Source organism: Escherichia sp. WS1152, from assembly GCF_046487665.1.
GTDB lineage: Bacteria > Pseudomonadota > Gammaproteobacteria > Enterobacterales > Enterobacteriaceae > Escherichia > Escherichia coli.
Map to the genome: position 1 here is coordinate 213,533 of NZ_JBJQJA010000007.1, position 19,951 is coordinate 233,483.

Sequence of the window (19,951 nt, forward strand, 5' to 3'; positions counted from 1 at the left end):
AGGATACTCTATATCCAGCATCTTTCAAACTTTCGTCTGAAATCTCCCGGTTAGGGTTTACGCCCGGTCGCTACAATATACACTTCCCGCGAACGTGCACGAGAAGAGTCCGGCTTACGAACTTTGACCTTCGTAAACAGGGAGCGAATTTCCCTTAGATACTCATCGAAACCTTCGCCCTGGAACACCTTCACTACAAAACTGCCACCTGGCGCTAATACATCACGACACATTTCTAGCGCCAGTTCCACCAGATACATGGCACGGGGGATATCCACCGCCGGTGTTCCGCTCATGTTTGGTGCCATATCGGACATGACAACCTGGACTTTGCTGTCGCCAACGCGCTCCAGCAGTGCTTTCATCACCAGTTCATCACGAAAATCGCCCTGAAGAAAGTCCACACCAACGATAGGATCCATAGGTAAAAGATCGCAAGCGATGATGCGGCCTTTGCCGCCAATTTGGGTGACCACATATTGTGACCAACCACCCGGAGCAGCACCAAGGTCGACAACCGTCATTCCCGGTTTAAAGAGTTTGTCACTTTGCTGTATTTCATCAAGTTTAAACCAGGCACGGGAACGTAACCCCTTTTTCTGTGCCTGTTGAACATATTTATCGCTAAAGTGTTCCTGAAGCCAGCGGCTGGAGCTGGCAGAACGCTTCTTACCTGTCATTTAACTTTCCCATGGGGATAACTCATCGTAACCAATTGCGTAAATTTTTACGCGCCTATTTGGTGATATATGGGAGATGGCGGTAGAATGACCCGTTTTCAATCCCAACGTAAGCAAAAAATACGATGAATCTGAGTACTAAACAAAAACAGCACCTGAAAGGTCTGGCACATCCGCTCAAGCCAGTTGTTCTGCTTGGCAGTAATGGTTTGACCGAAGGGGTGCTGGCCGAGATTGAACAAGCGTTAGAGCACCATGAACTCATCAAGGTGAAAATCGCCACCGAAGATCGCGAAACTAAAACCTTGATCGTGGAAGCTATCGTACGCGAAACCGGCGCCTGTAATGTACAGGTCATCGGTAAAACGCTGGTGCTTTATCGCCCAACTAAAGAACGTAAAATCTCGCTGCCACGCTAAGATTATCCTAAAGTTACACACATTTGCTGTGTAAAACGAGGGGTTTTCCGCAGGCAGGAGAGCAAAATGCCACGCTCTGTTCGTTGATAAAAGGCCGCATAGCGGCCTTTTTCCTTTCTTTACAATACATCAACATCTTGAGTATTGGGTAATTCTTACAGGTATTCCACCTTAATTACTTCAAATTCTACTTCGCCGCCCGGCGTTTTGATGACCACAACATCATCTTCTTCTTTGCCGATCAGGCCACGAGCAATAGGTGAGTTTACAGAAATCAGGTTTTGTTTAAAGTCAGCTTCGTCATCGCCAACGATGCGATAAGTCTGTTCTTCGTCAGAATCGAGATTCAGCACCGTTACGGTAGCACCAAAAATAACGCGCCCATTGTTGGGCATTTTGGTGACATCAATCACCTGCGCGTTCGACAGCTTGGCTTCGATGTCTTTAATACGGCCTTCGCAGAAACCCTGCTGTTCACGAGCTGCGTGGTATTCGGCGTTTTCTTTCAGGTCGCCATGCTCACGCGCTTCCGCGATAGCAGCAATGATTTCAGGACGGCGCACAGATTTCAGAAAATCCAGCTCTTCGCGTAATTTTTCAGCGCCGCGTAAGGTCATCGGAATAGCTTGCATTTGTTATACCTCTTGAATATTCCTGATGGGGCAAGTCTTCACCCACCCCGGCTGTTCGGCCTGCCCGGCATAACTCCTCACCGGGACCAGAAGCAAAAAAATACCGACCCGGGTACAAGTCCCAGGTCAGCTACAATTCACATTTTGATAGTCATTTTACCCTGAAGTTCCCGAAGGGTCATCGTTTACTTTATAGGGCGTTGCGCCGTAGTATGACGGCTCGATTCCAGGTTGTTAGCGCGAGATTATGCGATTTTCCAGATTTATCATCGGATTGACCAGCTGTATAGCGTTCAGTGTTCAGGCCGCAAATGTTGATGAGTACATTACTCAACTCCCCGCTGGTGCCAACCTTGCCCTGATGGTGCAAAAAGTCGGCGCGTCGGCCCCCGCTATTGATTACCACAGTCAGCAGATGGCGCTGCCCGCCAGTACCCAGAAAGTGATTACTGCGCTGGCGGCGTTGATTCAACTCGGCCCCGATTTTCGTTTTACCACGACGCTTGAAACCAAAGGCAATGTGGAAAACGGCGTACTTAAGGGTGACTTAGTGGCGCGATTTGGTGCCGATCCGACGTTAAAACGTCAGGATATTCGCAATATGGTCGCGACTTTGAAAAAATCTGGCGTCAACCAAATCGATGGCAATGTGTTGATAGATACCTCCATTTTCGCCAGCCACGATAAAGCCCCCGGCTGGCCATGGAATGACATGACACAATGCTTTAGCGCTCCGCCTGCCGCCGCCATAGTTGACCGCAACTGTTTCTCCGTCTCGCTCTACAGTGCCCCAAAACCTGGTGATATGGCTTTTATACGCGTGGCATCTTATTACCCCGTTACGATGTTCAGCCAGGTACGCACCCTCCCCCGTGGTTCTGCCGAAGCGCAATACTGCGAACTGGATGTCGTACCAGGCGACCTGAACCGCTTTACGCTGACGGGATGCCTGCCACAACGTTCTGAGCCGCTCCCGTTGGCTTTTGCCGTGCAGGATGGAGCCAGCTATGCCGGTGCAATTCTGAAAGATGAGTTAAAACAGGCGGGTATCACCTGGAGCGGAACACTGCTGCGCCAGACTCAGGTTAACGAACCTGGAACGGTAGTTGCCAGTAAACAGTCGGCCCCGCTGCACGATCTGCTTAAGATTATGCTGAAAAAGTCGGACAACATGATCGCCGATACGGTTTTCCGCATGATAGGCCATACGCGCTTCAATGTGCCTGGAACATGGCGGGCCGGGTCGGACGCTGTGCGTCAGATCCTGCGCCAGCAAGCCGGTGTCGATATTGGAAACACCATTATTGCCGATGGTTCAGGGCTTTCGCGGCATAACCTGATTGCCCCCGCCACCATGATGCAGGTGCTGCAATACATTGCCCAACACGACAATGAACTTAACTTTATCTCCATGCTGCCGCTGGCGGGCTATGACGGCTCTTTGCAGTACCGTGCAGGTCTGCATCAGGCGGGCGTGGATGGAAAAGTCTCAGCGAAAACCGGTTCGTTGCAGGGGGTATATAACCTGGCGGGATTCATTACCACAGCGAGCGGGCAACGAATGGCGTTTGTACAATATCTTTCTGGCTATGCAGTAGAACCGGCGGATCAGCGTAATCGCCGTATTCCGTTAGTGCGTTTTGAAAGCCGTTTGTATAAAGATATTTATCAGAACAATTAGTCAAAAAGAAACCCCGGCACATGGCCGGGGTTTTGCTGATTAACGCTTGTAAATGAACTCAACGCCTTCTTCGTCGTCTTCGTCCCAGTCGTCATCCCAGTCCTCATCATCCTCTTCAGCAATCTCTTCAAGCTGCTGGCGATGATAATCATCCCACATGAATTCGACTTTCTCTGGCTGTTTCGCTTCTTCAGCCTGCACGACCGGGTTTTCAATGATAAAGGTCATCACATCCCAGCAGAGATCTTTCACGCCCAGTCCACTCGCCGCAGAGATCAGATAATATTTATCTTCCCAGCCCAGCGCTTCAGCGATCGCTTTCGCTTTCTCTTCGGCTTCTGCCTTATCCAGCAGATCGATCTTATTGAAGACTAACCAACGCGGTTTCGCCGCCAGATCCTGGCTGTATTTTTCCAGCTCGCTGATAATAATACGCGCGTTTTCAACCGGATCGGTGCCGTCAATCGGATCGATATCGATGAGGTGCAACAGGACGCGGCAACGTTCCAGGTGCTTCAAGAAGCGAATGCCCAGACCTGCGCCTTCCGCAGCGCCTTCAATCAGTCCTGGAATATCGGCAACAACGAAGCTCTTTTCGTTGTCCATTCGTACCACACCCAGACTTGGCACCAGAGTGGTAAACGGATAATCCGCCACTTTCGGTTTAGCCGCCGATACCGCACGAATAAAGGTCGATTTACCCGCGTTTGGCATCCCCAACATACCGACGTCAGCCAGCAGCATCAGCTCCAGCAGCAGCTCACGCTTATCGCCCGGCGTACCGTTAGTTTTCTGCCGTGGTGTACGGTTAACTGACGATTTGAAACGGGTATTGCCCAGACCGTGCCAGCCGCCCTTAGCAACCAGCAGACGCTGACCGTGTTTGGTCATATCGCCCATGGTTTCACCAGTACCCTGGTCGATTACACGCGTACCTACCGGCACTTTAATTGTGACGTCTTTACCGCGCTTACCGGTACAGTCGCGGCTTGCGCCATTCTGACCGCGCTCTGCACGGAAAGATTTTTCAAAACGATAATCGATAAGCGTGTTCAGGTTCTCGTCGGCTTCCATCCATACGTCACCACCATCACCGCCGTCGCCGCCATCCGGGCCGCCTTTCGGAATATACTTTTCGCGGCGGAAGCTCACGCAACCATTACCGCCATCACCTGCAACGACCAGAATCGATGCTTCATCAACAAACTTCATTTTATTCTCCGTAAATCATTCGCCTGCGCGGGGTTGCGATACCACCGTTGTATGCTTACGTAATCCGCCCCAAATACGATGACCAATGGCGGAATACATCGCGCCCGCAACCACGACAAACGCACCGAGATAACCTAAAAGGTTTAACATCGGTCTGGCGAAGAAATCGGGCCAGGCCAGTGATAAAAGATCTGAAAAAAACAGCGTAAACAGTGGGGTGAGCGTGATGATCGCGCTCACCTGCGCTGCCTGCCAGCGAGCCATCGCTTCCGCCAGGGCGCCATATCCTACCAAGGTATTCAGTCCGCAAAAAATTAAACATGCGAGCTGCCAGTGGCTAAGCTGCGCTATCACTCCAGGCTTTGCCAGAGGGAAGAGCGCAATTGTACATAAAGTGTACAGTAAAAACAGGATCTGCGGTGAGGCCAGCCGACGCAATAAAACCTTTTGCGCCACGCCATAACTCACCCAAACCGTCGCCGCACCGACCCCAAAGATAACTCCCCAGGTGTAATCGGTTAGCTTGGTAAATATCTCGACCAGACTGGTGTTAAAAAACATCACCAGGCCGCTCAGGAGCATCAATGCCCCTACAACCTGAGTGCTGCGCATTTTCTCTTTCAGGATAAATACGCTGGCAACCATCATGCCAACTGGCGAGAGTTGCCCAATCACCTGCGAAGCGGTCGGACTCAGGTATTGCAAGGATGAGCTGAACAGGATGAAGTTCCCAAACAGCCCGGCGGTCGCCACTGCCAACAAAATCAACCAGCGTGGCTTACGAAACACGCGTAATGGCGGCAACCTCTTCTTCACCGCAAGAATGGCACCCAGGCCAATACTCGCCATCAAGAAACGGTAAAACACGATTGTCGGAGGTTCCATCACCTCCAGCACCTGCTTCATTGCGATTGGCAACGCCCCCCAGCAAATTGCTGTGGTGAGCGCCAAAAGAATGCCAATGCCTGCCTGCTGCTTCATACCGTATTCCCTGCAAAGCGCATTTGCGGATTAACGTCGCACCATGCGCATTTTTACCGGTTATCGAATGTAAAAAGCCCCGCAACGTGTTGCGGGGCTTTCATCCGTTACCGGGACGCGAAAAACTTATTCAGCTTCGATGCTGATAAATTTACGGTTTTTCGGGCCTTTAACTTCGAATTTCACTTTACCGTCTGCTTTAGCAAACAGAGTGTGGTCACGACCGCAACCTACGTTAGCGCCAGCGTGGAATTTGGTACCACGTTGACGAACGATGATGCTACCCGCCAGAACGGATTCGCCACCGAAACGCTTAACGCCCAGGCGTTTAGCTTCTGAATCGCGACCGTTACGTGTGGAGCCGCCAGCCTTTTTATGTGCCATTTGAAATCTCTCCTCAGGTCTTAGGCGCTGATGCCAGTAATTTTCACATCAGTGAACCACTGACGATGGCCCTGCTGCTTACGATAGTGTTTACGACGACGAAACTTAACGATTTTAACTTTCTCGCCACGACCGTGAGCAACAACTTCAGCTTTGATTACGCCGCCATCAACGAAAGGAACGCCGATTTTGACTTCTTCACCGTTTGCGATCATCAGCACTTCAGCGAACTCAACAGTTTCGCCAGTTGCGATGTCCAGCTTTTCCAGGCGAACGGTCTGACCTTCGCTTACTCGGTGTTGTTTACCACCACTTTGGAAAACCGCGTACATATAAAACTCCGCTTCCGCGCACACCTTTTCAATGATTCAGAGTGCGCTATAAATATTCACAATAGGGCGCGAATATTACGCAAAACGCACGCCTTTGACAAGTGCTACAGTCAATACACGAAGAAAAAAAACACAACTTGTACGGTAACGTTTATCTGTGCCATTTTTTCAGTACAATCACCCTATATTCCTAACCATAAACCCTAAGTTGCCTTTGTTCACAGTAAGGTAATCGGGGCGAAAAGCCCGGCTTTTGCGATGAATTTAGAAAAAATCAATGAGTTAACCGCGCAAGATATGGCGGGTGTTAATGCGGCAATCCTTGAGCAGCTTAATTCCGACGTCCAACTGATCAATCAGTTAGGCTATTACATCGTCAGCGGCGGCGGTAAACGTATTCGTCCGATGATTGCTGTACTGGCTGCACGAGCTGTTGGCTATGAGGGAAATGCGCATGTCACCATTGCTGCCCTGATCGAGTTTATCCACACGGCGACTCTGCTACACGACGACGTTGTGGATGAATCAGATATGCGCAGGGGTAAAGCTACCGCCAACGCCGCATTTGGCAATGCCGCCAGCGTGCTGGTAGGCGATTTTATTTATACCCGCGCGTTCCAGATGATGACCAGCCTCGGTTCGCTCAAAGTGCTGGAAGTCATGTCAGAAGCCGTAAACGTCATCGCAGAGGGTGAAGTTCTGCAACTGATGAACGTTAACGATCCGGACATCACTGAAGAAAACTACATGCGCGTTATCTATAGCAAAACCGCGCGTCTGTTTGAGGCTGCCGCGCAGTGTTCCGGAATTCTGGCGGGCTGTACGCCGAAGGAAGAGAAAGGCCTGCAGGATTATGGGCGCTATCTCGGCACTGCTTTCCAGTTGATCGACGATTTACTCGATTACAATGCCGATGGCGAACAGTTAGGTAAAAACGTCGGCGACGATCTGAACGAAGGTAAACCGACGCTGCCGCTGCTGCATGCGATGCATCATGGCACACCAGAACAGGCACAGATGATCCGTACCGCCATCGAACAGGGTAACGGTCGCCATCTTCTGGAACCGGTTCTGGAAGCAATGAACGCTTGTGGATCTCTTGAATGGACGCGTCAGCGCGCCGAGGAAGAAGCAGACAAAGCCATCGCAGCGTTACAGGTGCTCCCGGACACCCCTTGGCGAGAAGCACTCATCGGCCTCGCGCACATCGCTGTTCAACGCGATCGTTAATCCCCTCCCCTCATCCCGCGCAGTGCGCGGGATGATTCCAGTAAACTCCATAAGAATACTTATTCAGCGTAATAATGCCTGAAAAACCAGTGTATACATCTTTATATATTCTGAATATTCACACTCTTTACAGGAACTTTTTAGAGCAATCGGCCATCAGGAGTATAGTGATGCTCGACAGAAGAAGTGTTCTGAATGAAAGCGACTAACTTAAGGAGTGAGGAAAGATGGAAAGTAATTTCATTGACTGGCATCCCGCTGACATCATTGCGGGTTTGCGCAAGAAGGGAACGTCAATGGCGGCGGAATCTCGCAGAAATGGTTTGAGTTCCTCAACGCTGGCGAACGCATTATCGCGCCCATGGCCGAAAGGAGAGATGATTATTGCGAAAGCCCTGGGAACTGACCCCTGGGTTATATGGCCATCACGCTACCATGATCCGCAGACCCATGAGTTTATCGACAGAACGCAGTTGATGCGTAGCTACACTAAACCGAAAAAATGAGTGGTCTGGCGGTAGCCCCGCGAACGGGGCTGCCAGCTCTCAGACGATTACTCGCCTTTCACACGCTCAATATTTGCACCTAAAGCGCGCAGTTTGTCTTCAATGCGTTCGTAGCCACGATCGATGTGATAAATACGATCAACCACCGTCGTCCCTTCCGCAATACAGCCAGCCAGCACCAGGCTTGCTGATGCACGCAGATCGGTTGCCATAACCTGTGCGCCAGAAAGTTTTTCAACACCGTGACAAATAACGGTATTGCTTTCGATTTCGGCGTGCGCGCCCATACGGCTCAGCTCTGGCACATGCATAAAGCGGTTTTCAAAAACCGTTTCGGTGATGAATCCGGTCCCTTCTGCCACCAGGTTCAACAGCGTGAACTGGGCCTGCATATCGGTCGGGAATGCCGGATGCGGCGCAGTACGTACGTTAACAGCCTTCGGACGTTTGCCATGCATATCCAGGCTAATCCAGTCTTCGCCGACTTCGATGTCCGCTCCAGCATCACGCAGTTTCGCCAGCACGGCGTCGAGAGTATCTGGCTGCGCGTTACGGCAGATAATTTTGCCGCGAGAGATCGCCGCCGCCACCAGGAAAGTACCGGTTTCGATACGATCCGGCAGCACGCGATAGACACCGCCGCCTAAACGTTCCACACCTTCGATGACGATACGATCGGTGCCCTGACCGCTAATTTTCGCACCCAGCGTAATCAGGAAGTTCGCGGTATCGACGATTTCCGGTTCACGCGCTGCATTTTCAATAATCGTGGTGCCTTCCGCCAGGGTTGCAGCACACATGATGGTCACCGTTGCGCCAACGCTGACTTTATCCATCACGATATGTGCGCCTTTCAGACGACCATCGACGGAAGCTTTAACGTAACCTTCTTCCAGTTTGATGGTCGCGCCTAATTGTTCGAGGCCAGAAATGTGTAGATCAACCGGACGCGCACCGATCGTACAACCGCCAGGTAGTGAAACTTGCCCCTGACCAAAGCGCGCTACCAGCGGCCCCAGTGCCCAGATAGAAGCACGCATGGTTTTAACCAGATCGTAAGGTGCGCAGAATACATTAACGTCGCGGGCATCAATATGCACAGAACCATTACGTTCTACTTTCGCACCCAGCTGGCTTAGCAGCTTCATTGATGTATCGACGTCTTTCAGTTTCGGGACGTTCTGGATCTCTACCGGTTCTTCCGCCAGTAGAGCGGCAAAAAGGATAGGCAGAGCAGCATTTTTAGCGCCGGAAATTGTGACTTCGCCCTGGAGCTTCGTTGGCCCCTGAACACGAAATTTATCCATTTAGTTTGTTCTCAGTTAACAATTCATATCCGCTACCGGCGAATCGCCCATAGCTCAAAAGCCGTTCAGTTTGCGATCGCGCGCCCACTCCGCAGGGGTATACGCTTTGATCGACACAGCATGAATGCGGTTATCCGCAATATATTCCATCAGCGGACCATAGACCGTCTGCTGTTTTTTAACCCGACTCATGCCGTCAAACAACTCACCCACGGCAATAACCTGAAAGTGGCTGCCATCGCCGGAAACGTGGACTTCCTGGAGGGAGAGAGCGTTCATCAACACGCTCTGAATTTCATTATTTTCCATGGGATCTTCAATCATCAGTTAATAAACCAGCGAAACATCTTAGAGCAAAGTTGCGCTGGCATAAATAAGCAAAAAGCCTCGCTGATAAATCAGACAAGGCTCGACTTGCAGGCAGGTTTGCCGGACAGGCGGTTAACGCCATATCCGGCCTGAAAAAATTTAACGGGGCAGAACATCAGCAGGCAAATTATACAATTTCGCCAGGGTATACACTTTGTCGTTTACCCCCTGAAGCGTCACATTGTTGCCCTGCTTTTTCGCCAGATCGATAAGATGGAGCAGCAGTGCCAGTCCACCCGTATCCACGCGGGACACACGGCTAAGATCGATGCAGGTAACCCCCTTCACCGCTTCCTCACGCATTTCCCAAAGCGGTAGCAGAACGTCCTGATCCAGCTCTCCGGATAACGCCAGCGTGTCACCCGTCTGCATCCAGCTCAGTGACTCGCTCATTATTTTTTCTCTTCCAGAGTGATTTTCTGTTGAGAAATCGATTTCAGTTGCGCAGTCAGGCCGTCGATACCTTTGGTACGCAGCAGCGTTCCCCACTCGTTTTGTTTGGTGGTGATCATACTGACGCCTTCAGCAATCATGTCGTAAGCCTGCCAGTTGCCCGTCTGGGAGTTTTTACGCCACTGGAAGTCCAGACGCACCGGCGGGCGGCCATTCGGGTCAATAATGGTAACGCGAATAGGCACAATGGTTTTATCACCCAGCGGCTGTTCTGGCGCAATCTGATAGGTTTGACCGTGATACATCGCCAGCGCCTGACCGTAAGCCTGCTTCAGGTACTCACGGAAAGCGGCAAAGTAGGCTTCACGTTGAGCTGGGGTCGCACTCTTGTAATACTGGCCCAGCACCAGCGCACCGGCGTATTTCACCTGTACGTATGGCAGCAGTTCCTGATCAACAATGGTACGCAGATAATCCGGGTTGGCCCGAATTTGCGGTTGCTCATTCTTCAGGCGATCGAACGTTTTCTGCGCCGCCTCGTCCATCAGCTTATACGGATTGGTCTGGTCTGCCGCGGTTGCCGCACTCAGCGGTGCAATCACCAGCAAAGCGACCATCATTAAACGTTTAAACATGCGTCGGTTCTCCTGAAATTATTTCGTTGTACCCACAGGTTCAGTGGTTTCATTATTACCTGGCGCAGCAGCTGGCGCATCGCCACTATTCTTATTGTCATCGCCTTTACTACCGTAAAGGAACTGACCAATGAGATCTTCCAGCACCATCGCAGACTTGGTGTCCTGAATTGTATCGCCATCCTTCAGGATAGCAGTCCCCAGTTCCGGGTCTTCAAAACCGACGTTTAATGCCAGATATTGTTCCCCCAGCAGGCCGGAAGTACGAATGCTCAGCGAACTGGTATCAGGAATATGGTTATAACGTTGTTCAATTTCCAGCGTTACGCGCGGCAGATAGGTTTTCGGGTCCAGCGTAATATCCGCCACCCGGCCCACAACAACGCCACCAATACTGACCGGAGAGCGCGCTTTCAGGCCGCCAATGTTATCGAACGTCGCATAAAGCGTATAGGTCGGTTCAGTACGTATTGACGTCACGTTCGCCGCCTTCAGGCAAACAAACAGCGCCGCCAGCAGTGCTGCTAATAAAAAGATACCCACCCAAATTTCATTTTTTTTCGTTTGCATGAACTCAATTCCCAAACATCAATGCGGTCAGCACAAAATCCAGCCCCAGAACAGCCAGAGACGAGTGGACAACGGTGCGAGTGGTTGCCCGGCTAATCCCGGCAGACGTCGGGATGGCGTCGTAGCCGTTAAACAACGAAATCCACGTCACCGTGATGGCGAACACCACGCTCTTAATCAGACAGTTGACCAGATCCATACGCCAGTCGACGGCATTTTGCATTGCCGACCAGAAGAACCCGCTATCAATGCCTTTCCAACTGACGCCGACCAGCGATCCGCCCCAGATCCCCACGGCGACGAAGATAACCGTCAACAGTGGTAATGAAATAACCCCAGCCCAGAAACGGGGAGAAATAACCCGACGCAGCGGATCCACCGCCATCATCTCCATACTGGAGAGTTGCTCTGTAGCGCGCATCAGGCCGATTTCTGCGGTTAACGCCGAACCAGCACGCCCGGCAAACAACAGCGCGGCAACCACCGGCCCCAGTTCACGCAGTAGCGATAACGCCACCAGCATACCCAGACTGGTTTCCGCACTATAAGTGGTCAGAACCAGATAACCTTGCAGCCCCAACACCATTCCGATGAACACGCCAGAAACTACAATAATCAGCATCGACAGGACGCCGACATTATAGAGCTGGCGCACCAGCAGCGGCGCATGTTTGCGAAATTCCGGTTTGCCGACCAGCGCATTGAATAACATTAACCCGGCCCGCCCGAACGTTCTCAGGGTTTTAATCCCTTTATGTCCGAGCGACGCCAGCGCATTTAACAGCATGAGTGGCTTAACTCCCTGGTAAAAGATCAGCGTGATAATCGCCGGCAGGATAGCGGAACGGAACAGGCCCGTCAGCTATCCCGTCCAGAAACTGACGTACGCGCGGATCAGGATTCGCCTGCAACGCCTTGGCACTGCCATGAGCGACAATTTTTTTGTCCGCCAGGATCCAGGCGTGATCCGCAATACTTAACACTTCCGGCACATCGTGAGAAACCACCACACAAGTCACGCCCAGCGCGCTGTTCAGCTCAGAAATCAGCTTCACCAGTACGCCCATGGTAATGGGATCTTGCCCAACAAAGGGCTCATCAAACATGATGAGATCCGGCTCCAGCGCAATCGCACGCGCCAGCGCTGCACGCCGCGCCATCCCACCGGAAAGTTCAGAAGGCATTAGTTTAGCCGCTCCACGCAGCCCCACGGCCTCCAGCTTCATCATCACCGTACTATGCAACAATGGCGCGGGAAGTTGGGTATGTTCGCGCAGTGGATAGGCGACGTTGTCAAATACGTTCATATCAGTGAACAACGCCCCGGACTGAAATAACATGCTCATCCGTTTGCGCACTGTATACAGGCGCGAACGAGACATCGCCGGAATATTCTCACCATCGAAAAGGATCTCACCATGATCTGGTGCGATTTGCCCGCCAATCAGACGGAGTAGCGTCGTTTTACCGATGCCCGATGGCCCCATGATCGCCGTGATCTTCCCTCGCGGCACGGTCAGGGAAATATTATCGAAGATGCAGCGATTGCCACGCGTAAAACTGACATCGCGCATATCGACTAAATTCGCCACAGACTGCTCCATAATTCACCCTTCGTCTTGCGTTGATTTTCTAAGCATGGCGCTCAATTTAACCTTGAACCCAACATATTTACAGAATATTACCCGCCGTGGTTAGCGAAAGCTGGCATTTGTTTTACTTTTTAGCCGCATAAAGTCAAAATTAAGAATCCGTTACGGCTTTCTGAAAATCTTCAGCGGACCGGCGAGTATACCTGAAGAAAGGACGTTAGATGCTTTTAGCTACGGCACTGTTAATTGTTGGTTTACTTTTGGTCGTTTACAGTGCCGACCGCCTGGTTTTTGCCGCGTCTATTCTTTGCCGAACCTTTGGCATCCCGCCGCTGATCATCGGCATGACGGTGGTCAGTATTGGTACATCGTTACCAGAAGTCATCGTCTCGCTTGCCGCGTCTCTGCACGAACAACGCGATTTAGCCGTTGGTACAGCCCTCGGCTCAAACATTATCAATATATTGCTGATCCTCGGTCTGGCTGCGCTGGTTCGTCCTTTTACCGTCCATTCTGATGTTCTACGCCGTGAATTACCCTTAATGTTGTTGGTCAGCGTGGTGGCCGGTTCCGTACTCTATGACGGACAACTTAGTCGCAGCGATGGTATCTTTCTCCTCTTTCTGGCTGTGCTATGGCTGCTGTTCATTGTTAAACTTGCACGTCAGGCTGAACGTCAGGGGACTGACAGCCTGACCAGAGAGCAGCTTGCAGAGCTGCCGCGTGACGGCGGATTGCCCGTCGCGTTTTTATGGCTCGGCATTGCGCTTATCATCATGCCAGTGGCCACGCGGATGGTGGTTGATAACGCCACGGTGCTGGCGAATTACTTTGCCATCAGCGAGTTGACGATGGGTCTGACGGCAATTGCTATCGGAACCAGCCTGCCGGAACTGGCAACCGCAATAGCGGGGGTTCGCAAAGGTGAAAACGACATTGCTGTCGGAAATATCATTGGCGCAAACATTTTTAATATTGTCATCGTGTTGGGTTTACCCGCGCTGATAACGCCAGGAGAGATTGATCCACTGGCGTACAGTCGTGACTACAGCGTGATGTTGCTGGTGAGCATTATTTTTGCGTTGCTGTGCTGGCGGCGCTCCCCACAACCGGGCCGTGGTGTAGGGGTATTATTAACTGGCGGATTTATCGTATGGCTGGCGATGTTGTACTGGTTATCGCCAATACTCGTTGAATAACTGGAAACGCATTATGTCGCACGTAGAGTTACAACCGGGTTTTGACTTTCAGCAAGCAGGTAAAGAAGTCCTGGCGATTGAACGTGAATGCCTGGCGGAGCTTGATCAATACATCAATCAGAATTTCACGCTTGCCTGTGAAAAGATGTTCTGGTGTAAAGGGAAAGTTGTCGTCATGGGGATGGGGAAATCGGGGCACATCGGGCGCAAAATGGCCGCAACGTTTGCCAGCACCGGTACACCTTCATTTTTCGTCCATCCTGGTGAAGCCGCGCATGGTGATTTAGGCATGGTCACCCCACAGGATGTGGTGATTGCTATCTCTAACTCAGGTGAATCCAGCGAAATCACGGCCTTAATTCCAGTGCTTAAGCGTCTTCACGTACCGTTAATCTGCATCACCGGTCGCCCGGAGAGCAGCATGGCGCGCGCCGCAGATGTGCATCTGTGTGTTAAAGTAGCGAAAGAAGCCTGTCCGTTAGGGCTGGCACCGACCAGCAGCACCACCGCCACGCTGGTTATGGGCGATGCCCTCGCTGTCGCGCTGTTAAAAGCACGCGGCTTTACTGCTGAAGATTTTGCGCTCTCACACCCAGGCGGCGCACTGGGTCGTAAACTTCTGCTGCGCGTAAACGATATTATGCATACGGGCGATGAGATCCCGCATGTTAAGAAAACGGCCAGTCTGCGTGACGCATTGCTGGAAGTTACCCGCAAAAATCTTGGTATGACTGTCATTTGCGATGACAATATGATGATTGAAGGCATCTTTACCGACGGTGATTTACGCCGTGTCTTCGATATGGGCGTGGATGTTCGTCAGTTAAGTATTGCCGATGTGATGACGCCGGGGGGAATACGCGTGCGCCCTGGCATTCTGGCCGTTGAGGCACTGAACTTAATGCAGTCCCGCCATATCACCTCCGTGATGGTTGCCGATGGCGACCATTTACTCGGTGTGTTACATATGCATGATTTACTGCGTGCAGGCGTAGTGTAAAGATTCAAGGATAAACAACAATGAGCAAAGCAGGTGCGTCGCTTGCGACCTGTTACGGCCCTGTCAGCGCCGACGTTATGGCAAAAGCAGAGAACATTCGTCTGCTGATCCTCGACGTTGATGGCGTACTGTCAGATGGCCTGATTTATATGGGCAATAACGGCGAAGAGCTGAAAGCGTTCAATGTTCGTGACGGTTATGGCATTCGTTGTGCGCTCACCTCTGATATTGAAGTCGCTATCATTACCGGGCGAAAGGCTAAACTGGTAGAAGATCGTTGTGCCACATTGGGGATCACTCACTTGTATCAGGGGCAGTCAAATAAACTGATCGCCTTTAGCGATCTGCTGGAAAAATTGGCGATTGCCCCGGAAAATGTGGCTTATGTCGGCGATGATCTCATCGACTGGCCGGTAATGGAAAAAGTGGGTTTAAGCGTCGCCGTGGCCGATGCGCATCCACTGTTGATCCCGCGCGCCGATTACGTGACGCGCATTGCTGGCGGTCGTGGCGCAGTGCGCGAAGTTTGCGACTTATTACTCCTGGCGCAGGGCAAACTGGATGAAGCCAAAGGGCAATCGATATGAGTAAAGCCAGACGTTGGGTTATCATTGTGCTATCACTGGCGGTTCTGGTGATGATCGGCATTAATATGGCCGAAAAAGACGATACCGCCCAGGTGGTCGTCAACAACAATGATCCCACCTATAAAAGCGAGCATACGGACACGCTCGTCTATAACCCAGAAGGGGCACTAAGCTATCGATTGATTGCTCAACACGTTGAATATTATTCCGATCAGGCCGTTTCGTGGTTTACGCAGCCGGTACTTACCACGTTTGATAAGGATAAAATCCCGACATGGTCCGTAAAAGCAGATAAAGCCAAGCTGACCAATGACCGGATGCTCTATTTATATGGACACGTTGAAGTCAACGCACTTGTGCCGGACTCTCAACTTCGCAGAATCACGACGGATAACGCGCAGATCAATCTGGTGACGCAGGATGTTACCTCTGAAGACCTCGTCACGTTATACGGAACAACATTTAACTCCAGCGGTCTGAAAATGCGCGGCAACTTACGCAGCAAGAACGCCGAGCTGATTGAAAAGGTTAGAACATCCTATGAAATTCAAAACAAACAAACTCAGCCTTAATCTTGTGCTTGCCAGCTCACTTCTGGCCGCCAGCATTCCGGCATTTGCCGTAACCGGAGACACTGATCAGCCGATCCACATTGAATCGGACCAGCAATCTCTTGATATGCAAGGCAACGTGGTTACCTTTACCGGTAATGTCATCGTCACCCAGGGCACCATCAAAATTAATGCCGACAAAGTGGTCGTTACCCGTCCGGGCGGCGAACAAGGTAAAGAAGTGATTGACGGCTACGGTAAACCGGCAACGTTCTACCAGATGCAGGATAACGGTAAACCGGTTGAAGGTCACGCTTCCCAGATGCACTACGAACTGGCAAAAGATTTTGTCGTTCTGACGGGTAATGCTTATCTGCAGCAGGTTGATAGCAACATTAAGGGCGATAAGATCACTTACCTGGTAAAAGAGCAGAAAATGCAGGCTTTCAGCGACAAAGGCAAGCGCGTAACCACCGTTCTGGTGCCGTCGCAGCTGCAGGACAAAAACAACAAAGGCCAGACCCCGGCACAGAAGAAGGGTAATTAATTCGTTATGGCAACATTAACTGCAAAGAACCTTGCAAAAGCCTATAAAGGCCGTCGCGTGGTAGAAGACGTCAGCCTGACCGTCAACTCCGGGGAAATTGTCGGTCTGCTGGGGCCAAACGGTGCCGGTAAGACCACCACTTTCTACATGGTTGTAGGCATTGTGCCGCGCGATGCGGGCAACATCATTATTGATGATGACGATATCAGTCTGCTGCCTCTGCATGCACGCGCGCGCCGCGGTATCGGCTATCTGCCACAGGAAGCCTCCATTTTCCGTCGCCTCAGCGTTTACGATAACCTGATGGCGGTACTGCAAATTCGTGACGACTTGTCTGCTGAACAACGTGAAGACCGCGCGAACGAGCTGATGGAAGAGTTTCACATTGAGCACCTGCGTGACAGCATGGGGCAGTCACTCTCCGGGGGTGAACGTCGCCGTGTAGAAATTGCCCGCGCACTGGCTGCGAATCCGAAATTTATTCTGCTCGACGAACCGTTTGCCGGGGTTGACCCGATCTCGGTTATCGACATTAAACGCATCATTGAGCACCTGCGCGACAGCGGCCTGGGCGTGCTGATCACTGACCACAACGTGCGTGAAACACTGGCGGTTTGTGAACGCGCTTATATCGTCAGTCAGGGGCATTTGATCGCCCACGGCACGCCTACAGAAATCTTACAAGACGAACACGTTAAGCGTGTATACCTTGGGGAAGACTTCAGACTCTGATAGGGTAGAAGTTTGCGACGTTTTAGCAGGAGAGTACGATTCTGAACATGAAGCAAGGTTTGCAACTCAGGCTTAGCCAACAACTGGCGATGACGCCACAGCTCCAACAGGCAATTCGTCTGTTGCAGTTGTCGACGCTGGAACTTCAGCAGGAGCTACAGCAGGCGCTGGAGAGTAATCCGCTGCTTGAGCAAATCGACACTCATGAAGAAATCGACACCCGCGAAACGCAAGACAGTGAAACGCTGGACACCGCCGACGCGCTCGAACAAAAAGAGATGCCGGAAGAGCTGCCGCTCGATGCCAGTTGGGACACCATTTACACCGCTGGTACACCATCCGGCACCAGCGGTGACTACATTGACGATGAGCTGCCGGTCTATCAGGGCGAAACGACGCAGACCTTGCAGGATTACCTGATGTGGCAGGTCGAGCTGACACCGTTTTCCGACACTGACCGCGCTATTGCTACCTCTATCGTCGATGCCGTTGATGACACCGGTTATCTGACTGTCCCGCTGGAAGATATTCTCGAAAGTATGGGCGATGAAGAGATCGACATCGACGAGGTTGAAGCCGTCCTTAAGCGGATCCAACGGTTTGATCCGGTCGGTGTAGCGGCAAAAGATCTGCGTGACTGCCTGCTAATCCAACTCTCCCAATTCGATAAAACCACGCCGTGGCTGGAAGAGGCCAGACTGATCATTAGCGATCATCTCGATCTGTTAGCCAATCACGACTTCCGCACTTTAATGCGCGTCACGCGTCTGAAAGAAGATGTGCTGAAAGAAGCCGTCAATCTGATCCAGTCGCTCGATCCGCGCCCCGGGCAGTCGATCCAGACTGGCGAACCTGAGTATGTCATTCCAGATGTGCTGGTGCGTAAGCATAACGGTCACTGGACGGTAGAACTCAACAGTGACAGCATTCCGCGTCTGCAAATCAACCAGCACTACGCCTCGATGTGCAATAACGCGCGCAACGATGGTGACAGCCAGTTTATCCGCAGCAATCTGCAGGATGCCAAATGGTTGATCAAGAGTCTGGAAAGCCGTAACGATACGCTACTGCGCGTGAGTCGCTGTATCGTTGAACAGCAGCAAGCCTTCTTTGAGCAAGGTGAAGAATATATGAAACCGATGGTACTGGCCGATATCGCCCAGGCTGTCGAAATGCATGAATCGACGATATCTCGCGTGACCACGCAAAAATACCTGCATAGTCCACGAGGCATTTTTGAACTGAAGTATTTCTTTTCCAGTCACGTCAATACCGAGGGCGGCGGCGAAGCTTCCTCCACGGCGATTCGTGCGCTGGTGAAGAAATTAATCGCGGCGGAAAACCCAGCGAAACCGTTGAGCGACAGCAAGTTAACCTCTTTGCTGTCGGAACAAGGTATCATGGTGGCACGCCGCACTGTTGCGAAGTACCGAGAGTCTTTATCCATTCCGCCGTCAAACCAGCGTAAACAGCTCGTTTGACCCAACCGATAAGGAAGACACTATGCAGCTCAACATTACCGGAAATAACGTCGAGATCACCGAGGCACTGCGCGAATTTGTTACAGCCAAATTTGCCAAACTTGAGCAATATTTTGACCGAATCAACCAGGTCTATGTTGTTCTGAAAGTGGAGAAAGTCACCCACACCTCAGATGCAACACTGCATGTAAACGGTGGTGAAATTCATGCCAGCGCGGAAGGTCAGGACATGTACGCTGCCATTGATGGCTTAATTGATAAGCTGGCACGCCAGTTGACCAAACATAAAGATAAACTGAAACAACACTAATTGTCCGGGCAATTAGCATGTGCATGGCGGCCTGTTGTGCGGCACAACGGGCCATTTGTACGGTTAATGCTCCGAGCCTGTTCCACTGTTTGAGTGGGCAGGTTCTTAGGTGAAATTATGACAAATAATGATACAACTCTACAGCTTAGCAGTGTTCTTAACAGGGAATGTACGCGAAGCCGCGTCCACTGTCAGAGCAAAAAACGCGCCCTGGAAATCATCAGCGAGCTGGCGGCGAAACAACTTAGCCTGCCGCCTCAGGTGGTTTTTGAAGCTATCCTGACGCGGGAAAAAATGGGCAGTACCGGTATCGGCAATGGTATTGCAATTCCGCATGGCAAACTGGAAGAAGATACTCTGCGTGCCGTTGGCGTTTTCGTTCAGCTCGAAACGCCTATAGCTTTCGATGCCATCGACAACCAACCGGTGGACTTACTTTTTGCCCTGCTGGTGCCGGCAGACCAAACTAAAACGCACCTGCATACTCTGTCGCTGGTGGCGAAACGTCTGGCGGACAAAACCATCTGCCGCCGTTTACGCGCAGCCCAGAGCGATGAAGAGCTGTATCAAATCATTACGGATACCGAAGGTACTCCGGATGAAGCGTAGTTATTCGGTAAT

General features: G+C 51.4%; 26 protein-coding genes. 13 read left to right on the forward strand and 13 right to left on the reverse strand.

Annotated elements, in window-relative coordinates:
* Window positions 1-50: 50 nt before the first annotated feature.
* On the reverse strand, window positions 51-680 hold the full coding sequence (gene rlmE, locus ACJHW7_RS13680) for a 23S rRNA (uridine(2552)-2'-O)-methyltransferase RlmE (RefSeq protein ID WP_000145975.1): 630 nt from the start codon (window positions 678-680) through the stop codon (window positions 51-53).
* 125 nt (window positions 681-805) lie between these two features.
* Between rlmE and yhbY the strand changes: the two genes are divergently transcribed.
* Window positions 806-1,099, forward strand: coding sequence for a ribosome assembly RNA-binding protein YhbY (yhbY, locus tag ACJHW7_RS13685; protein ID WP_001054420.1), 294 nt, complete (start codon window positions 806-808; stop codon window positions 1,097-1,099).
* A gap of 155 nt (window positions 1,100-1,254) precedes the next feature.
* Here the strand turns inward: yhbY and greA are convergent, their stop codons facing one another.
* Window positions 1,255-1,731 (reverse strand): transcription elongation factor GreA, encoded by a 477-nt coding sequence (gene greA / locus ACJHW7_RS13690; protein ID WP_001148001.1) that lies wholly within the window; start codon window positions 1,729-1,731, stop codon window positions 1,255-1,257.
* Window positions 1,732-1,978: 247 nt separating this feature from the next.
* Here greA and dacB point away from each other — a divergent pair, with 247 nt between their 5' ends.
* On the forward strand, window positions 1,979-3,412 hold the full coding sequence (gene dacB / locus ACJHW7_RS13695) for a serine-type D-Ala-D-Ala carboxypeptidase (protein WP_021557253.1): 1,434 nt from the start codon (window positions 1,979-1,981) through the stop codon (window positions 3,410-3,412).
* A gap of 39 nt (window positions 3,413-3,451) precedes the next feature.
* Here dacB and cgtA read toward each other — a convergent pair whose 3' ends face one another.
* The 4 genes from cgtA to rplU all read right to left on the reverse strand — a co-directional run bounded on the left by cgtA (window position 3,452) and on the right by rplU (window position 6,321).
* Window positions 3,452-4,624 (reverse strand): Obg family GTPase CgtA, encoded by a 1,173-nt coding sequence (gene cgtA / locus ACJHW7_RS13700; RefSeq protein ID WP_000673561.1) that lies wholly within the window; start codon window positions 4,622-4,624, stop codon window positions 3,452-3,454.
* Between the two features lie 15 nt (window positions 4,625-4,639).
* Window positions 4,640-5,605, reverse strand: a complete 966-nt coding sequence (locus ACJHW7_RS13705) for a DMT family transporter (RefSeq protein WP_000813037.1) — start codon at window positions 5,603-5,605, stop codon at window positions 4,640-4,642.
* 126 nt (window positions 5,606-5,731) lie between these two features.
* Window positions 5,732-5,989 (reverse strand): 50S ribosomal protein L27, encoded by a 258-nt coding sequence (rpmA, locus tag ACJHW7_RS13710; protein WP_000940595.1) that lies wholly within the window; start codon window positions 5,987-5,989, stop codon window positions 5,732-5,734.
* A 20-nt stretch (window positions 5,990-6,009) separates the two neighbouring features.
* On the reverse strand, window positions 6,010-6,321 hold the full coding sequence (rplU, locus tag ACJHW7_RS13715; RefSeq protein WP_000271401.1) for a 50S ribosomal protein L21: 312 nt from the start codon (window positions 6,319-6,321) through the stop codon (window positions 6,010-6,012).
* 258 nt (window positions 6,322-6,579) lie between these two features.
* On the opposite strand from rplU, the gene ispB reads away from it, so the two are divergent.
* Both ispB and sfsB read left to right on the forward strand, forming a co-directional pair.
* Entirely contained in the window at window positions 6,580-7,551 is a 972-nt protein-coding gene (ispB, locus tag ACJHW7_RS13720) for an octaprenyl diphosphate synthase (protein WP_001047344.1), read from the forward strand.
* Window positions 7,552-7,778: 227 nt separating this feature from the next.
* Window positions 7,779-8,057, forward strand: coding sequence for a DNA-binding transcriptional regulator SfsB (gene sfsB / locus ACJHW7_RS13725; protein WP_000445413.1), 279 nt, complete (start codon window positions 7,779-7,781; stop codon window positions 8,055-8,057).
* 47 nt (window positions 8,058-8,104) lie between these two features.
* Here sfsB and murA read toward each other — a convergent pair whose 3' ends face one another.
* From murA to mlaF, 7 genes are all read right to left on the reverse strand, one after another.
* Entirely contained in the window at window positions 8,105-9,364 is a 1,260-nt protein-coding gene (gene murA, locus ACJHW7_RS13730; RefSeq protein WP_000357259.1) for a UDP-N-acetylglucosamine 1-carboxyvinyltransferase, read from the reverse strand.
* A gap of 54 nt (window positions 9,365-9,418) precedes the next feature.
* Window positions 9,419-9,673: a BolA family iron metabolism protein IbaG gene (gene ibaG / locus ACJHW7_RS13735; RefSeq protein WP_000429656.1), complete on the reverse strand. Its 255-nt coding sequence runs from the start codon at window positions 9,671-9,673 to the stop codon at window positions 9,419-9,421.
* A gap of 159 nt (window positions 9,674-9,832) precedes the next feature.
* Entirely contained in the window at window positions 9,833-10,126 is a 294-nt protein-coding gene (gene mlaB / locus ACJHW7_RS13740; protein WP_001325167.1) for a lipid asymmetry maintenance protein MlaB, read from the reverse strand.
* Entirely contained in the window at window positions 10,126-10,761 is a 636-nt protein-coding gene (gene mlaC, locus ACJHW7_RS13745; RefSeq protein ID WP_000476487.1) for a phospholipid-binding protein MlaC, read from the reverse strand. Before mlaC ends, mlaB begins: the two co-directional genes overlap by 1 nt.
* Before the next feature lie 18 nt (window positions 10,762-10,779).
* Window positions 10,780-11,331, reverse strand: coding sequence for an outer membrane lipid asymmetry maintenance protein MlaD (mlaD, locus tag ACJHW7_RS13750; RefSeq protein ID WP_001296448.1), 552 nt, complete (start codon window positions 11,329-11,331; stop codon window positions 10,780-10,782).
* 4 nt (window positions 11,332-11,335) lie between these two features.
* A complete protein-coding gene (gene mlaE / locus ACJHW7_RS13755) occupies window positions 11,336-12,118 on the reverse strand; it encodes a lipid asymmetry maintenance ABC transporter permease subunit MlaE (protein ID WP_000925795.1) in 783 nt (260 codons plus the stop codon).
* 7 nt (window positions 12,119-12,125) lie between these two features.
* On the reverse strand, window positions 12,126-12,935 hold the full coding sequence (gene mlaF / locus ACJHW7_RS13760; protein ID WP_000438244.1) for a phospholipid ABC transporter ATP-binding protein MlaF: 810 nt from the start codon (window positions 12,933-12,935) through the stop codon (window positions 12,126-12,128).
* A gap of 209 nt (window positions 12,936-13,144) precedes the next feature.
* On the opposite strand from mlaF, the gene ACJHW7_RS13765 reads away from it, so the two are divergent.
* The 9 genes from ACJHW7_RS13765 (at window position 13,145) to ptsN (ending at window position 19,939) form a co-directional block, all read left to right on the forward strand.
* Complete coding sequence (locus ACJHW7_RS13765; protein ID WP_000922901.1) at window positions 13,145-14,122, forward strand: calcium/sodium antiporter; 978 nt, start codon at window positions 13,145-13,147, stop codon at window positions 14,120-14,122.
* Window positions 14,123-14,135: 13 nt separating this feature from the next.
* Window positions 14,136-15,122 carry an arabinose-5-phosphate isomerase KdsD gene (kdsD, locus tag ACJHW7_RS13770; RefSeq protein ID WP_001295557.1) on the forward strand — a complete coding sequence of 329 codons (987 nt, stop codon included), beginning with the start codon at window positions 14,136-14,138 and terminating at the stop codon, window positions 15,120-15,122.
* A gap of 20 nt (window positions 15,123-15,142) precedes the next feature.
* On the forward strand, window positions 15,143-15,709 hold the full coding sequence (gene kdsC, locus ACJHW7_RS13775; RefSeq protein ID WP_000030016.1) for a 3-deoxy-manno-octulosonate-8-phosphatase KdsC: 567 nt from the start codon (window positions 15,143-15,145) through the stop codon (window positions 15,707-15,709).
* Window positions 15,706-16,281: an LPS export ABC transporter periplasmic protein LptC gene (gene lptC / locus ACJHW7_RS13780; RefSeq protein ID WP_000030537.1), complete on the forward strand. Its 576-nt coding sequence runs from the start codon at window positions 15,706-15,708 to the stop codon at window positions 16,279-16,281. Before kdsC ends, lptC begins: the two co-directional genes overlap by 4 nt.
* Entirely contained in the window at window positions 16,250-16,807 is a 558-nt protein-coding gene (gene lptA, locus ACJHW7_RS13785; protein WP_000669785.1) for a lipopolysaccharide ABC transporter substrate-binding protein LptA, read from the forward strand. The genes lptC and lptA overlap by 32 nt, the downstream gene beginning before the upstream one ends.
* 6 nt (window positions 16,808-16,813) lie before the next feature.
* Window positions 16,814-17,539, forward strand: coding sequence for an LPS export ABC transporter ATP-binding protein (gene lptB / locus ACJHW7_RS13790; protein ID WP_000224099.1), 726 nt, complete (start codon window positions 16,814-16,816; stop codon window positions 17,537-17,539).
* A 47-nt stretch (window positions 17,540-17,586) separates the two neighbouring features.
* Window positions 17,587-19,020, forward strand: a complete 1,434-nt coding sequence (gene rpoN, locus ACJHW7_RS13795; RefSeq protein ID WP_000809051.1) for an RNA polymerase factor sigma-54 — start codon at window positions 17,587-17,589, stop codon at window positions 19,018-19,020.
* Between the two features lie 22 nt (window positions 19,021-19,042).
* Window positions 19,043-19,330, forward strand: coding sequence for a ribosome hibernation promoting factor (gene hpf / locus ACJHW7_RS13800; protein WP_001176599.1), 288 nt, complete (start codon window positions 19,043-19,045; stop codon window positions 19,328-19,330).
* Between the two features lie 117 nt (window positions 19,331-19,447).
* A complete protein-coding gene (ptsN, locus tag ACJHW7_RS13805) occupies window positions 19,448-19,939 on the forward strand; it encodes a PTS IIA-like nitrogen regulatory protein PtsN (RefSeq protein ID WP_000183676.1) in 492 nt (163 codons plus the stop codon).
* The last annotated feature ends 12 nt before the right edge of the window (window positions 19,940-19,951 follow it).

What these genes read in the sequence shown, in the direction of transcription:
- cgtA (WP_000673561.1), bottom strand. Translation starts at nt 4,624, where the DNA reads ATGAAGTTTGTTGATGAAGCATCGATTCTGGTCGTTGCAGGTGATGGC.
- ACJHW7_RS13765 (WP_000922901.1), top strand. Translation starts at nt 13,145, where the DNA reads ATGCTTTTAGCTACGGCACTGTTAATTGTTGGTTTACTTTTGGTCGTT.
- murA (WP_000357259.1), bottom strand. Translation starts at nt 9,364, where the DNA reads ATGGATAAATTTCGTGTTCAGGGGCCAACGAAGCTCCAGGGCGAAGTC.
- mlaE (WP_000925795.1), bottom strand. Translation starts at nt 12,118, where the DNA reads ATGCTGTTAAATGCGCTGGCGTCGCTCGGACATAAAGGGATTAAAACC.
- rpmA (WP_000940595.1), bottom strand. Translation starts at nt 5,989, where the DNA reads ATGGCACATAAAAAGGCTGGCGGCTCCACACGTAACGGTCGCGATTCA.
- lptB (WP_000224099.1), top strand. Translation starts at nt 16,814, where the DNA reads ATGGCAACATTAACTGCAAAGAACCTTGCAAAAGCCTATAAAGGCCGT.
- greA (WP_001148001.1), bottom strand. Translation starts at nt 1,731, where the DNA reads ATGCAAGCTATTCCGATGACCTTACGCGGCGCTGAAAAATTACGCGAA.
- lptC (WP_000030537.1), top strand. Translation starts at nt 15,706, where the DNA reads ATGAGTAAAGCCAGACGTTGGGTTATCATTGTGCTATCACTGGCGGTT.
- mlaF (WP_000438244.1), bottom strand. Translation starts at nt 12,935, where the DNA reads ATGGAGCAGTCTGTGGCGAATTTAGTCGATATGCGCGATGTCAGTTTT.
- rlmE (WP_000145975.1), bottom strand. Translation starts at nt 680, where the DNA reads ATGACAGGTAAGAAGCGTTCTGCCAGCTCCAGCCGCTGGCTTCAGGAA.
- ptsN (WP_000183676.1), top strand. Translation starts at nt 19,448, where the DNA reads ATGACAAATAATGATACAACTCTACAGCTTAGCAGTGTTCTTAACAGG.
- kdsD (WP_001295557.1), top strand. Translation starts at nt 14,136, where the DNA reads ATGTCGCACGTAGAGTTACAACCGGGTTTTGACTTTCAGCAAGCAGGT.
- mlaD (WP_001296448.1), bottom strand. Translation starts at nt 11,331, where the DNA reads ATGCAAACGAAAAAAAATGAAATTTGGGTGGGTATCTTTTTATTAGCA.
- yhbY (WP_001054420.1), top strand. Translation starts at nt 806, where the DNA reads ATGAATCTGAGTACTAAACAAAAACAGCACCTGAAAGGTCTGGCACAT.
- dacB (WP_021557253.1), top strand. Translation starts at nt 1,979, where the DNA reads ATGCGATTTTCCAGATTTATCATCGGATTGACCAGCTGTATAGCGTTC.
- rplU (WP_000271401.1), bottom strand. Translation starts at nt 6,321, where the DNA reads ATGTACGCGGTTTTCCAAAGTGGTGGTAAACAACACCGAGTAAGCGAA.
- ibaG (WP_000429656.1), bottom strand. Translation starts at nt 9,673, where the DNA reads ATGGAAAATAATGAAATTCAGAGCGTGTTGATGAACGCTCTCTCCCTC.
- hpf (WP_001176599.1), top strand. Translation starts at nt 19,043, where the DNA reads ATGCAGCTCAACATTACCGGAAATAACGTCGAGATCACCGAGGCACTG.
- ispB (WP_001047344.1), top strand. Translation starts at nt 6,580, where the DNA reads ATGAATTTAGAAAAAATCAATGAGTTAACCGCGCAAGATATGGCGGGT.
- lptA (WP_000669785.1), top strand. Translation starts at nt 16,250, where the DNA reads ATGAAATTCAAAACAAACAAACTCAGCCTTAATCTTGTGCTTGCCAGC.
- ACJHW7_RS13705 (WP_000813037.1), bottom strand. Translation starts at nt 5,605, where the DNA reads ATGAAGCAGCAGGCAGGCATTGGCATTCTTTTGGCGCTCACCACAGCA.
- mlaC (WP_000476487.1), bottom strand. Translation starts at nt 10,761, where the DNA reads ATGTTTAAACGTTTAATGATGGTCGCTTTGCTGGTGATTGCACCGCTG.
- mlaB (WP_001325167.1), bottom strand. Translation starts at nt 10,126, where the DNA reads ATGAGCGAGTCACTGAGCTGGATGCAGACGGGTGACACGCTGGCGTTA.
- kdsC (WP_000030016.1), top strand. Translation starts at nt 15,143, where the DNA reads ATGAGCAAAGCAGGTGCGTCGCTTGCGACCTGTTACGGCCCTGTCAGC.
- sfsB (WP_000445413.1), top strand. Translation starts at nt 7,779, where the DNA reads ATGGAAAGTAATTTCATTGACTGGCATCCCGCTGACATCATTGCGGGT.
- rpoN (WP_000809051.1), top strand. Translation starts at nt 17,587, where the DNA reads ATGAAGCAAGGTTTGCAACTCAGGCTTAGCCAACAACTGGCGATGACG.